Raw genomic sequence first — 12,861 nt, 5'->3', positions numbered from 1 at the left:
GGCGCGGGCGGAGGCGCTTTTTCCCGGCGGGACGCTGGCGGGTGGGGTGGGCGCGCCGGGGGTGCCGCTCGGGGAGGACCGGGAGGACCGGGAGGAGGTGCCGGCGTCTTCGAAGGTGCCGGGGGCGGCGAGCGCGCGGGGGTCGATGCTCAGGGAGGAGACGGCGGGGCGTCCGGAGGTGCCGGGGGCGCCGCCTGCGGCGAGGGGGCCGGTCGGGCGGCTGCGGACGTGGCTGTTCGTGCGCTGCGGGCTGGAGTTCAGGACGGTGATCGCCCTCGCGGTGGTCCTGGTGGTGGGCGGCGGGCTGGCCGTGCAGCACTACTGGGCGGGACGGCCCCGTACGGTGCGGATGCCGCCGGTGGCGACCGGGCGCCCGATCACGGAGCCGCCGCGAGCCGCGTCCCCGCCCGCCGCGAAGCCCCGGCTGACCATCGACGTCAGCGGCAAGGTCGCCAAACCGGGCCTGCGCCGGCTGCCCGCGGGCTCCCGGGTCGCCGACGCCTTGACCGCGGCGGGCGGCCCGCTCCCGGGCACCGACACGACGTCCCTCAACCTCGCCCGCCCCCTGACCGACGGCGAACAACTCCTGGTAGGCATCACCCCACCCCCAGGCGCACCCCCACCCGACCCAGCATCGTCCCCCGGCGCCACCACCCCCCTGAGCCTGAGCTCGGCGACCGCCCCCCAACTGGACGCCCTCCCCGGAGTGGGCCCGGTCCTGGCCCAGCACATCATCGACTTCCGCACCCAACACGGCGGCTTCACCTCCCTGACCCAACTCCGCCAGGTCCCCGGCATCGGCCCCGCCAAATTCGCCACCCTCCAGCCCCTGGTCCACCCATGACCCCGCCCACCCCCAACCAGCGCCGCCCACCCGCCAGGAAAGCCCCGGGCCCCCGCCCGAACAGGAGGCGACACGCCCTGAATCGTGGGTCGGCGATGCCGACCAGCGCCGAAGCGCTCGACGGTCGCCCAGCAGGTACGCGGGCCCCGCAGGACGCTGATGAGCCGGGAGCCACCCAGCCCGACCCACCGGTCACCCGCCGACGCCCGGGCGCGGCGCGACCCGTGCGACGGGTCCGGGGCGTCAGTCCGCGTGTGCGCGGGGGCGTTGGGCCCGGGCGGGGCGCGGGTGGCGCGCGTCCTGCCGGGGTCAGGCCGCCCGAGTCGGCCGGCCGCGAGCCCAGGGGGCGCTGGCTTCGCGCCAGCGGGGGTGTGCCCGTAGCTCTGCCGCCGGAGGCGGGGTCCGCGCCGGGGGTTCCCGCAGGGCCGGGCCCCGCCGAAGGGGCGGGGGCAGTCCCCCCGTCCAACCGCGGCACCGGGGCGGGCAGCCGCGCGTCCGTGGGCGAGGGCGGCGTGGAGTTGGGGCTTGCCGGGAATCGGGAGGTGCCGTATGTGCGGGCGGCTGTGCATGCGGCGGCTGCCTCGCCGCTCGGGGCGTCGAATCCGCGGGTCGAGGGGCCGCCTGATCTGCGGATGGTGGGGCCCGCGCTTGCCGCCTGGGGGGCCGCGGCCTTGGCGCCGGGTGCGGGGATCGGGGTCGCGGTCGTCGTGGGGGTGGCAGTGGTCCTCGGGCTGTGGGTGGTGCGGGGGCGGCGGGGGCTCGCGCTGGCGGGGGTCGCGACCTTGCTGTGCGGGGTCGTCGGGGGCGCCGCGGGGGTGATGGCCGACGCCGACCGGACGCGGGGGCCGTTGCCGGGGCTGGCGGCGCGGCGGGCCGTGGCGGAGGTCGAGGTGCGGGTGACGGGGGATCCGTTCGAAGCCCGGCCGCGCACCCTTGGGGCGCTGCGGGCGCCGCGCACGGTGGTCGTACCGGCCGAGGCCGTGCGGGTGACTGTCGGCGGCCCGCACGGGCGGACGACCCGGGTCCGCACCCCCGTCGTGGTGATGGCCGAGCGCGACAGCTCGTCCTGGCTCCGGCTGCTGCCCTCCACCCGAGTGCGCCTCACCGCCCGCGCCGCCCCGGCCGACGACGCCGCAGCCCTGCTCAGCGCCCGAAGCGCCCCCCGCGTCGTCGCTCAGCCGAGCACCCCGCAACGCCTCGCCGCCCGCCTCCGCGACGGCCTGCGCACGGCCGCCGCCCCGCTGCCCCGGGACGCCCGTGAGCTGCTGCCCGGCCTGGTCGTCGGCGACACCTCCCAGCTCGCCCCCGACCTGAAAGACGCCTTCCGCGCCACCGACCTCTCCCACCTCACCGCCGTCAGCGGCGCCAACCTCACCATCGTGCTGATCCTGCTGATCGGGCCGCCCGGCCTGGCGATCAGGGCGGAACGCCGCGGCCTGGCCGCCGCGTTGGGCCTGCCACTGCGGCTCACCGCGATCCTCGGTGCGGCCCTGACGCTGACGTTCGTCCTGATCTGCCGGCCGAGCCCGAGCGTGCTGCGCGCCGCCGCGTGCGGCCTGATCACGCTGCTGGCCATCGCCACCGGCCGCCGCCGCTCCCTGCTGCCCGCGCTGGCGAGCGCCGTACTGCTGCTGGTGCTCTACGAACCCTCGCTGGCACGTTCATACGGCTTCGCGCTGTCCGTACTGGCCACCGGCGCGCTGCTCACGCTGGCCCCGCGGTGGAGCGCGGCGCTGCGCGCCAGAGGAGTGCCGCCAAGAACGGCGGAAGCCCTCGCGGCGGCCGCCGCGGCGCAAGCGGCCTGCGGCCCGGTGATCGTGCTGCTGTCCGCCCGGCTCAGCCTGGTCGCGGTGCCCTGCAACCTGCTGGCGGAACCGGCGGTGGGGCCGGCCACCGTCCTGGGGTTCGCCGCCCTCGCGGTCGCCCCGGTCGCGCCGCCGGCGGCCCGCGCGCTCGCCTGGCTCGCGGGCTGGCCCGCCCGGTGGATCGCGACCGTGGCCCGGCACGGCGCCGCGCTGCCCGGCGCCGAGATCGGCTGGCCCGCCGGCTGGCCGGGCGCCGTCCTGCTGTTGGTGCTGACCGCCGCGGCAGCGGCCTGCTGGCGACCGCTGCTGCGCAGACCGTGGCTCTGCTCGTCCTGCGCGCTGCTCCTGCTGCTGGCGCTGCTGCGCCCCGTGCCGCTGCCGCGGTTCGTCACCGGCGGCCCGCCGGACGGCTGGCGGTTCGCGATGTGCGACGTCGGCCAGGGCGACGCGCTGGCGCTGTCGGCCGGGCCCGGCAGCGCCGTGGTGGTGGACGCGGGCCCCGACCCGGCCAGGGTCGACCGCTGCCTGCGCCGGCTGCGGGTCACCGCGATCCCGCTGCTGATCCTGACCCACTTCCACGCCGACCACGTGGACGGCCTCCCCGGTGTGCTCAAGGGCCGCCGGGTGGGCGCGATCGAGACGACGGTGCTGCCCGAACCGGCGGGCGAGGCCACCGCCGTGCGGCGCGAGGCGGCGGCGGCCGGGGTGCCGATGGTGCGGGCGGCGGCGGGCGAACGGCGCCAGGTCGGCCCGTTGAGCTGGCGGGTGCTGTGGCCGCCGCCGAACCCCACCGCGCTGCCCGACGACAACCCGAACGACGCGAGCATCGCGCTGCTGGTCCGCACCGGCCCGCTGACGCTGCTGCTGATGGGCGACCTGGAGCCGGTCACCCAGCAGGAGCTGCTGGACGCGGAGCCCGACCTGCCCCGGGTGGACATCCTGAAAGTCCCGCATCACGGATCGGCGTACCAGGACCCGGAGTTCCTGGCCCGGGCGCACCCGCGGCTCGCGCTGATCTCGGTCGGCGCGGGGAACCCCTACGGGCACCCGGCCGCCCGGACGGTCGCCGCGCTGCGGGCGGAGGGCGCGGTGGTGCTGCGGACGGACACCGACGGGGCGGTGGCGGTGTCGGGGGACCGGCCCGGCGAGCCGCGCACCACACTCATGGGGGGTATGTAAAGGAACCTTTCTCAAGAACACGTTGTAAAGACTTCTATCTAAAGATACCTTTATAAGCATGGAGCAGCAGCCGTCAACGCATACGCAGGTCAACCTCACCGACCCGCGCGCCCTGCGCGCCTACGCCCACCCCACCCGGATGAACCTCGTCGGCATGCTCCGCCGGGAGGGCCCCCTCACCGCGACCCGGGCCGCGCAGCTCACCGGCGAGTCCGTCGCCAGCTGCTCGTACCACCTGCGGATGCTGGCCAAGTACGGCCTGGTGGAGGAGGCCGACCCGGACGGCCCGGGCCGGGAGAAGCCGTGGCGGGCCACCGCCGCGTACACCAACTGGCCGAACTACTCCGAGGATCCGGCCGTCACGGCGGCGTCGGAGGCGCTGACCGTCGCCGTCGTCGAGAACTACTTCCACCGGATGACCCAGGCCATGGAGTCGCACGACGCGCTGCCCCGGGAGTGGCGGGAGGCGGAGCGCTTCACCGACACCACCATGTACCTGACCCCGGCCGAACTCACCGCTCTCGGCGAGCAGATCGACGCGCTGGTGGCGGGCTTCTCCGACCGGGACACCGACCCGTCCCGCCGCCCGGAAGGCGCCCGCCGGGTGCCCTACCTCCAGGTCGCCTTCGTGGCGCCGGAGCTCCCGGAGACCGGGACGGGCACGCAACCCGAGCCGCCGCGCGGCCCCGCGCCCGGCCGGGAGCCGGAATGAGCACCGCCACGGCCGTCCGCGCGCTGGCCGCCCGCGCCCCGGAGCTGCTGCACGAACGGCCGTTCCGCCGCTACTGGACCGGCCACACCGTCTCGCTGCTTGGCGACCAGGTCACCTACCTGGCGATCCCGCTCGCCGCCGTGCTGATCCTGGACGCCGACGCCGGCGAGATGGGCTGGCTGTCGATGGCCGGCCTGCTCCCCGCGCTGCTCTTCTCGATCCCCGCGGGCGCCTGGGCCGACCGGCGCGGCCGCCGCAGGCGGACCATGATCGCCGCCGACCTGATCCGCGCCGCCCTGCTGATCTCGCTCCCGGTCGCCTACGGCTTCGGCGCGCTGACGCTGGCCCAGCTCTACGTCGTCGCGTTCGGGATCGGCAGCCTGGCGGTGGTCTTCGACGTCTGCGACGCCACGCTGTTCGTGTCGCTCGTCCGCCCCGAGAGCTACGTGGACGGCAACGCGCTGGCCAGCGGCAGCCGCGCGTTCTCCTTCGTGGCGGGTCCCAGCGCGGGCGGTCTGCTGGTGCAGGTGCTCACCGCGCCGTTCGCGCTGATCGCCGACGCCGTCTCCTACCTGGTCTCGGCGGCCTTCCTGTCCCGGATAGCGCCGGTCGAACCGCCGGCCGCCGCGCGCGGCAAGGGCCAGTTGACGGCGGGGCTGCGCTTCATCCTCCGGTCCCGGACGCTGCGGGCGATCGTCGCCTCGGCGGCCACCGTGAACTTCTTCAACTTCGTCTTCCACACTCTGGTCGTGCTCTACGCGGTCGACGAACTCGGTTTGAACCCGGGGGTGTTGGGCCTGGTGATCGGCGCGGGCGCGGTCGGCAGCGTCATCGGGGCGGTGTTCACCGGCCGGGTCGTGCGCAGGATCGGTGTCGGCCCGACGCTGGTCGTCGGCGCGCTGGGCTTCCCGGCCCCGCTGGTCCTGGTGCCGCTGGCCGGCGGCCCCACCCCGCTGGTGCTCGCCGCGTTCTTCGGCTCCGAGTTCCTGTCCGGCCTCGGCCTGATGTTCTACGACATCGCCAGCGGCTCCGTACAGGCGGCCCTCATACCCGACGCGCTGCGCTCCCGGGTGAGCGGCGCCTTCCGCACCGTCAACTACGGCACCCGTCCGCTGGGCGCGCTGGCCGCGGGCATCCTGGGCAGCACGATCGGCGTCCGCCCCACCCTGTGGATCGCCACGGTCGGCGGCACGCTGTGCGTGCTGTGGCTGCTGCCCTCGCCGGTGCCCCGGCTGCGCGAACTCCCCGAGCAGGAGGAGGAGCGCACGGACGCTCCGGCCGCCGTGTCCGCGCAGGGCCGACCGCCCGCGCCGGATCCGGCAAGAGCCTCTGAGGCTCAGTCCGGCGGCGCGAGCAGGTAACGGTCCATGATCAGGGCCGCGTCGGCGAGGATGTCGGGGTCGCCGTCGGGCCGGTCGCGGAACGCCAGGTCGAGCAGATGGGTGCCCACCGACACCGCGAGCCTGGCCCGCCGCCGGGTCAGCTCGGTGTCGGGCAGCCCGTAGCCCCGGACCAGCGCCGCGTGCACCTTCTCGGCGATCAGCCGGTCGGTCGCGGCCGCGTCCTCGTTCAGCGCGGCGATGCGCGGCCCCTGGTACCAGATCTGCCGGTAGCCGGGCTCGGCGCGGAAGCGGACCGCGTACGCCTCCACCAGCCGGTCGAACAGCTCGCGTGAACTGCCCGGCAGCGGCCCTTCGGTGTGCTGTTCCGCGACCCGGACGTCCAGCTCGAACCAGCGCCTGACCAGCTCGGAGACGATCGCCTCCTTGTCCGCGAAGTAGCGGTAGAGCACGCCGACCGACACGCCGGCCTCCGCGGCGATCAGCTTGGTGCCCAGCTCGTCGTACGGCGTCGTCTCCAGCAGCCCGGAGGCCGCCGCCAGGATGCGGGCGACCTTCTCGCGGCTGCGCTGCTGCTGGGGGGCGCGGGGTGGTTCGGCCGGCATGCGGCTGCTCCTTCTTCGTTCTGTTCGTTCTGTTCTGTTCGTTCTGGCCGGACCCGCCCCCGTGAACGGCGGGGGATCGGCGGTGTCTTGACAGGAACCAGAACATGAACCAGAGTCTGGTTCATGTTAACTCCCACCGCCACCGATGACTGCGGCAGGACGTCACTGGGGCCGCGGTTCCACCAGGTGTGGGCCTCGGTCACCGTATCCAGCTTCGGCGACGGCATGCGCTTCGTCGCGCTGCCGCTGATCGCGGCCCGGCTCACCAGCGACCCCCGGCAGATCGCCGCGGTGGCGCTCGCGGAGGAACTGCCCTGGCTGCTGGTCGGGTTGGTGTCCGGCGCGCTCGCCGACCGGATCGACCGGCGCCGCATGCTGTGGACGGTGGACGCGCTACGGGCGCTGGTCGTCGGCGCGCTCGCGGTCGCCGTCGGCACCGGCGCGGCGACCATCCCGCTGCTGGCCGCGGGGGGCTTCCTGCTCGGGTGCGGGCAGACGCTCTACAACGGGGGCTGGTCGGGGATGGTGCCGGCCCTGGTCGGACCGGCCTCGCTCACCCGGGCCAACGCCCGGCTCCAGACGGGTGTGCTGATCAGCGACACGCTGCTCGGGACGCCGCTGGGCGCGGTGCTTTTCGGGGTGGCCGGGGCGTTGCCGCTCTTCCTGGACGCGGGGTCGTTCGTGCTCGCCGCCGGGCTGGTGCTGCTGTTGAGCGGCGACTTCAGCCCGCGCGGCGCGGAGCCGGGAGCCGGGCCCCGGTCCCGGTCGCTGCGCGGGCTGGGGCATGACGTGGGCGAGGGCATTCGCTGGCTGTGGCGGCACCGGCTGCTGCGGCGGCTGTGCGGGGTGGCCGGGGCGAGCAGTCTCGTCGGCGGCGGGCTGACGGCGATTCTGGTGCTTTACGCGCGGGACCTGCTCGGGTTGGGCAGCCTGGGGTTCGCGGTGCTCGTCGCGTCGTTCGCGGTGGGCGGGATCGGGGGTGCGTCGCTCGCTCCGGTGCTGACGGATCGCTTCGGCTCGACGGCGGTTCTGCGGGCGGTGACCTTCGCCGCGGCCGCGGCGGCGGTCTGCATCGCCTCGGCGCGGAGCGGGGCGGTGGCATGCGTGGGAATCGCGGGGTACGGGGCGGCGAGTCTGTGCTGGAACGTGGCGGCGGTGTCGTTGCGGCAGACGCTCGTGCCGTCCGAGCTGCTCGGTCGGGTGACGATGGCGTACCAGATGACGACGGGTTCCGCCGGCGCGGCGGGAGCGGCGGCGGCGGGCGTGGCCGCCCACGCGTACGGCCTGCGAACGCCGTTCGCGGTGGGGGCGGGGCTTTTGCTGGGGGCGGCGCTCCTCAACGCTTTTCCGCTCGCGCTGACGACCCCAGCAACCCGCTAGCCGCGCGGGCCCCGCCTCCCCGGCCCCTTGCGGTGGTTTCCGGAGCACCCGGCCGGTGGTGGGCTTGTCGCGCAGTTCCCCGCGCCCCTGGTGATGCCGGGGTGAGTCGCGCCCGCGCGGCGGAGCCGCAGATCAGACACAGCCCCGCGCCCCTTCGGGGCCCGTCTGCCCGGCCGCTTGCAGCCGTTGCCGGGCTACCCGGCTGGCTGTGGCTGGCCGCGCAGTTCCTCGCGCCCCTTCGGGGCCCGCTTCCCCGGCCCCTTGCGGTGGTTTCCGGGCCACCCGGCCGGTGGTGGGTTGGTGGCGCAGTTCCCCGCGCCCCTGGTGATGCCGGGGTGAGTCGCGCCCGCGCGGCGGAGCCGCAGATCAGACACAGCCCCGCGCCCCTGGTGATGCCGGGGCGAGTCGCGCCCACGCGGCGGCAGCCGCACATCAGACACAGCCCCGCGCCCCTTTGGGGCCCGTGTGAGGTTGGTTGACCTGGCCAGGTTGTGCCCCGTCGGGGCGGGACGATATTCGGGGGTTTTGGAGCGGCTGGGGTGTTGTGGGAAATGGGGTTTTATGGCTCAACCGGGAGGGGGTTAGCTTCTGGGGCATGGAATGGGGATTCAAGACCGCGGAAGAGTTGTCGGCTGCTATGCGGGCCGGTGAAGTGAGTTCGGTGGAGCTCGTTGATGAGGCGATCGGGCGGATCGAGCGGGGGGACAAGGCGGTTAATGCGGTCTGCGTGGCAGACTTTGATCGGGCGCGGGATGCCGCGCTGCGCGCGGATGAGGCGCGGGGGCGGGGGGAGGAGCGGGCGCTGCTGGGGGTTCCGGTGACGGTCAAGGAGTCGTATGACGTGGCCGGGCTGGCCACGACCTGGGGGATGGCGGAGCACCGGGGGTACGTGCCGGACGAGGACGCCGTGCAGGTGGCGCGGCTCAAGGACGCCGGGGCGGTGGTGCTCGGGAAGACCAATGTGCCGCTTGGGCTGCAGGATATTCAGAGCTTCAACGAGATCTATGGCACCACCAACAATCCGTGGGATCACGACCGCACCTCGGGCGGATCCTCCGGCGGATCGGCCGCCGCCCTCGCGTCCGGATTCGGCGCGCTTTCCATCGGCTCCGACCTCGCCGGTTCGCTGCGCACCCCCGCGCACTTCTGCGGGGTGTACGCGCACAAACCGACCCTCGGGCTGGTCGCGAGCCGCGGCATGGTGCCGCCGCCCGGGCCGGCCCTGCCGGTCGACCTCGACCTCGCCGTCGTCGGTCCGATGGCGCGGAACGCCCGCGACCTGACGCTGCTGCTCGACGTCATGGCGGGTCCCGACCCGCTGACCCACGGCATGGCGCACCGGTTGGAGCTGCCGCCCGCGCGGCACGAGCGGCTCGGCGACTTCCGGGTCCTGGTCCTCGACGACCATCCGCTGATACCGACCGGGTCCGCGGTGCGGGCGGGCGTGCACCGGGTGGCCGACGCCCTCGCCGCCGGCGGCGCCCGCGTCCGGCGGAGCAGTGCGCTGCTCCCCGACCTGGCCGAAGCCGGCCGGCTCTACACGCAGTTGCTGTTCTCGGGCTCCGTCGCGCGCTTCCCCGTCGAGGCGTACGAGCAGCTGCGGGCCCGCGCCGCCGAACTGGACGCGGGCGATGACAGCCTGGACGCGGCACGGCTGCGCGGGATGGTGCTCACCCACCGCGACTGGGTGCAGGTGACCAACCGCCGTGAAATGCACCGCCACGGCTGGCGGCAGCTCTTCGCCGAGTTCGACGCGGTGGTGTGCCCGATCACGCCGACCCCCGCGTTCCCGCACGACCACAACCCCGAACTGCTGGAGCGCCGGATCGACATCGACGGCGCCCAGTACCCGTACTTCGACCAGCTCGTCTGGGCCGGCCTGGCCACCATGCCCGGCCTTCCCGCCACCGCCGTGCCGGCCGGACGGTCCCCCGAGGGACTGCCGGTGGGAGTGCAGATCATCGGTCCGATGTACGAGGACCGCACCCCGCTGCGGCTGGCCGAACTGCTGGAGCAGGAGATCGGCGGCTTCCAGGCGCCGCCGAAGTAGCCGTCAGGACTCCAGCCAGCCCTCGCGGGCCGCCGCGATCCCCTCCAGCGCCTTGCGGGAGAGCGTCGCCGGCGGGTTCTCCAGGATCACCAGCCACTGGGCGTCGTCCGCGTCGTCCTCGCCCGCCAGGGCGTCGCGGACGAGGCGGGGCTCCTCGGCGAGCGGGTGGCTCGCCGCCAGCAGCTCCGCCGCCTCCTCCGCGGTGTCGCGGTCGGGGAACACCAGCACATGTCGTACGTCGGTCACCCGGACATTGTGCCCGGGCGTCCGGCGCCCCGCCGCCACCCGGACGGCCAGGCGCCCAGGGAGGGGCCGGCTTGTCAGAGGCTCGTGGGATGCTGGGCGCGATGGCCAGGAAGAACGTCTCAGACGAAACGCTCGCTCCGCTCACGCTCGCCGTGGGGCAGGAGGAGCTGCTGCTCGACCGTGCCGTGCGGGAGGTGGTGGCCGCGGCGCGGGAGGCCGACGCCGACACCGACGTACGGGATCTCACGCCGGACGCGCTGCTGCCGGGGACCCTGGCGGAGCTGACCAGCCCGTCGCTGTTCAGCGAGCGCAAGGTCGTGGTGGTGCGCAACGCGCAGGACCTGTCCGCCGACACCGTCAAGGACGTGAAGGCGTATCTCACCGCGCCCGCCGAGGAGATCACCCTCGTCCTGCTGCACGCAGGCGGCGCCAAGGGCAAGCCGCTGCTCGACGCGGCGCGCAAGGCCGGCGCCCGTGAGGTGGCCTGCCCCAAGATGACCAAGCCGGCCGACCGGCTGGCGTTCGTACGGAACGAGTTCCGCACGCTCGGCCGGTCCGCGTCGCCGGAGGCGACCCAGGCGCTGGTCGACGCGATCGGCAGCGACCTGCGCGAACTGGCCAGTGCCTGCACGCAGTTGGTCGCCGACGTCGAGGGCACCATCGATGTCGCCGTGGTCGCCCGCTACTACACCGGTCGGGCCGAGGCCACCGGCTTCGAGGTCGCCGACCTCGCCGTCACCGGCCGCGCCGCCGAAGCGCTGGAACGGCTGCGCTGGGCGCTGTCGGTCGGCCAGCCGCTGCCCGGCATCACCTTCGCGCTGGCCTCGGGGGTGCGCGCGATCGGCAAGCTGGCCTCCGCCCCGCGCGGGGCGAACCCGGGCCAGCTCGCCCGGGACCTCGGCATGCCGCCGTGGAAGATCGACCGGGTCAGGCAGCAGATCCGCGGCTGGAGCGCGGACGGCGTCTCCGTCGCGCTGCGGGCGGTCGCCGAGGCCGACGCGGCGGTCAAGGGCGGCAGCGCGGACCCGGCGTACGCCCTGGAGAAGGCCGTTGTCACCATCGCCCGCGCGGCCCGCAGCCGCGCCTGACGCCCCGCGCGTCCGACCCCGACCGCCCGCCGCCCCCGGAAAACCGCGCCACCCCGGCCCGGACCGTCCGCCGAAAACCGCGCCCGCGCCGCCCCCGCGAACGACCTACTTCAACTTCGGCAACGTCGCCAGCGTGGCCGCCTTCACCCACTCCGTGGCCTGCGCCACCGTCGGAATCGCCTTGTCCGGGTCCGTGTCCAGCGAGGACTGGTACGCGCTCCACGTCATGTAGTACGTCATCCAGCCGTCCCGCACCGCCAGCGACACGTAGTGCGTGCCGCTGCCCGCCTTCACGGTGTCCTCGGTGATCAGGTACGACTCGTCGCCGAAGCCGGTCAGCGGGTCGACCTTGTAGTCCGTGTCGTGCTGCTTCCAGCCGAGCCAGGTGTCGGCGAACTCCGGACCGGGGTCGGTCTTCTTGTTCAGGTCCACCTGGAAGGAGACATACGCGTCGGCGAACGTGGAGCCGGTGTACTCCAGGTCCTCGTCGCAGTACATCTCGTCCAGGGTCTTGCCCTTGGCGGTGTACTGGATCGTGCCCGAGCTGGTGTCCTTGGGGTATTTGGTCTTGAACGGGGAAATGTCGGCGAGGTCGCACATCTTCGGCTTCGCGGTGTAGCCGCGCAGATCGGCCTTCGCCGAGTCGCCCTTCAGCAGCAGCACCCCGCCGCCCCACAGCGCCGACGCGACCACGGCGCCGACCACCGCCCACAGCACGGCCCGTCCGGCCCCGCTCTTCCCGCCGGGCGCCGCGCCCGGTGCCATCCCGGGCTGCGCGCCCGGCTGCACGGGGCCGCCGTAGTACGGGGGTGTCGGCCCCTGCCCGGGCGCCGGCCCGTACGGGCCCGCGGGCTGCGCGTAAGGGTTGTGCTGCGCGGGAACCGGCGAACCGTAGCCGCCGACCGGCGGCTGTCCGCCCGGCGGCGGGCCCGCGGGTATGTTCGGCTGGGTGCCCGGCTGTTGCGGCGGCTGGTACGGGGAGCCCGGTTGGTCCGGAGGCGGCGTAGACATGGCGTCGAGACTAGTGCGTACGCCGGAAAACGCGCCGCCCGCCCGGGATTCCCGGGCGGGCGGCGGCAGTTCAGCTGTCCTGCGTGTTTCGGTCGTGCACATCGCACCCGCGTGGCGAACGCAGCCGTGTGCGATGCGGTTCGATCGTGCTGCCGGTCCGGGCGGTAGAGGGGCCGCTTGGTCCGGTTCCGGCAGGGGACACCGCGCGCAGAGAATTCAGAGAGCGCGGCGCCCGGGTGATCAGCCCTGGAGCGCGGCGACCGACTGAGACAGCGCGGACTTCTTGTTCGCGGCCTGGTTCTTGTGGATGACGCCCCGGCTGACGGCCTTGTCGAGCTTCTTGGCGGCCAGCCGCGCCGCGGCCTCCGCCTTCTCGGCGTCACCGGCGGCCACGGCCTCGCGGGTGCGGCGCACGGCGGTCTTCAGCTCGGACTTGACGGCCTTGTTGCGCAGCCGCGCCTTCTCGTTGGTCTTGTTCCGCTTGATCTGGGACTTGATGTTCGCCACGAAAGAGCCTTCTCAGGTTCGACGGCACCCACGGTGGTCCACGGGTGTCCTTTGAGGATTCTGTGCCACACAAGGCACAGCGCCCCAGACTAAC

At 74.3% G+C, this 12,861-nt stretch carries 11 protein-coding genes; 7 read left to right on the top strand and 4 right to left on the bottom strand.

Annotation, left to right across the window (positions count from 1 at the left end):
- Window positions 1-97: 97 nt before the first annotated feature.
- The 4 genes from ACQPW6_RS10385 to ACQPW6_RS10370 all read left to right on the top strand — a co-directional run bounded on the left by ACQPW6_RS10385 (window position 98) and on the right by ACQPW6_RS10370 (window position 5,901).
- Window positions 98-844, top strand: coding sequence for a helix-hairpin-helix domain-containing protein (locus tag ACQPW6_RS10385; RefSeq protein WP_433889284.1), 747 nt, complete (start codon window positions 98-100; stop codon window positions 842-844).
- Between the two features lie 542 nt (window positions 845-1,386).
- On the top strand, window positions 1,387-3,828 hold the full coding sequence (locus tag ACQPW6_RS10380; RefSeq protein ID WP_433889283.1) for a ComEC/Rec2 family competence protein: 2,442 nt from the start codon (window positions 1,387-1,389) through the stop codon (window positions 3,826-3,828).
- 58 nt (window positions 3,829-3,886) lie between these two features.
- Window positions 3,887-4,540 (top strand): helix-turn-helix domain-containing protein, encoded by a 654-nt coding sequence (locus ACQPW6_RS10375; RefSeq protein ID WP_433889282.1) that lies wholly within the window; start codon window positions 3,887-3,889, stop codon window positions 4,538-4,540.
- Entirely contained in the window at window positions 4,537-5,901 is a 1,365-nt protein-coding gene (locus ACQPW6_RS10370) for an MFS transporter (RefSeq protein ID WP_433889281.1), read from the top strand. Before ACQPW6_RS10375 ends, ACQPW6_RS10370 begins: the two co-directional genes overlap by 4 nt.
- Here ACQPW6_RS10370 and ACQPW6_RS10365 read toward each other — a convergent pair.
- A complete protein-coding gene (locus tag ACQPW6_RS10365) occupies window positions 5,877-6,485 on the bottom strand; it encodes a TetR/AcrR family transcriptional regulator (RefSeq protein WP_433889280.1) in 609 nt (202 codons plus the stop codon). The two genes, ACQPW6_RS10370 and ACQPW6_RS10365, sit on opposite strands and share 25 nt — an antisense overlap.
- A gap of 123 nt (window positions 6,486-6,608) precedes the next feature.
- Between ACQPW6_RS10365 and ACQPW6_RS10360 the strand changes: the two genes are divergently transcribed.
- Both ACQPW6_RS10360 and ACQPW6_RS10355 read left to right on the top strand, forming a co-directional pair.
- Window positions 6,609-7,865: an MFS transporter gene (locus ACQPW6_RS10360; RefSeq protein WP_433889279.1), complete on the top strand. Its 1,257-nt coding sequence runs from the start codon at window positions 6,609-6,611 to the stop codon at window positions 7,863-7,865.
- A gap of 595 nt (window positions 7,866-8,460) precedes the next feature.
- Window positions 8,461-9,915 carry an amidase gene (locus tag ACQPW6_RS10355; RefSeq protein WP_433889278.1) on the top strand — a complete coding sequence of 485 codons (1,455 nt, stop codon included), beginning with the start codon at window positions 8,461-8,463 and terminating at the stop codon, window positions 9,913-9,915.
- A 3-nt stretch (window positions 9,916-9,918) separates the two neighbouring features.
- On the opposite strand, the gene ACQPW6_RS10350 is transcribed toward ACQPW6_RS10355, so the two are convergent.
- Window positions 9,919-10,161, bottom strand: a complete 243-nt coding sequence (locus ACQPW6_RS10350; RefSeq protein ID WP_433889277.1) for a hypothetical protein — start codon at window positions 10,159-10,161, stop codon at window positions 9,919-9,921.
- A gap of 101 nt (window positions 10,162-10,262) precedes the next feature.
- Between ACQPW6_RS10350 and holA the strand changes: the two genes are divergently transcribed.
- Window positions 10,263-11,249, top strand: coding sequence for a DNA polymerase III subunit delta (gene holA, locus ACQPW6_RS10345; RefSeq protein ID WP_433894485.1), 987 nt, complete (start codon window positions 10,263-10,265; stop codon window positions 11,247-11,249).
- Between the two features lie 105 nt (window positions 11,250-11,354).
- On the opposite strand, the gene ACQPW6_RS10340 is transcribed toward holA, so the two are convergent.
- Entirely contained in the window at window positions 11,355-12,260 is a 906-nt protein-coding gene (locus tag ACQPW6_RS10340; protein WP_433889276.1) for a hypothetical protein, read from the bottom strand.
- A 240-nt stretch (window positions 12,261-12,500) separates the two neighbouring features.
- Window positions 12,501-12,767 carry a 30S ribosomal protein S20 gene (gene rpsT / locus ACQPW6_RS10335; protein ID WP_433889275.1) on the bottom strand — a complete coding sequence of 89 codons (267 nt, stop codon included), beginning with the start codon at window positions 12,765-12,767 and terminating at the stop codon, window positions 12,501-12,503.
- Window positions 12,768-12,861 lie beyond the last annotated feature (94 nt).

The organism is Streptomyces sp. CA-111067 (assembly GCF_050956065.1).
Taxonomy (GTDB): domain Bacteria; phylum Actinomycetota; class Actinomycetes; order Streptomycetales; family Streptomycetaceae; genus Actinacidiphila.
The sequence above is the reverse complement of the archived record's forward strand: the minus strand, read 5'-3'. Positions and strand labels throughout refer to the sequence as shown.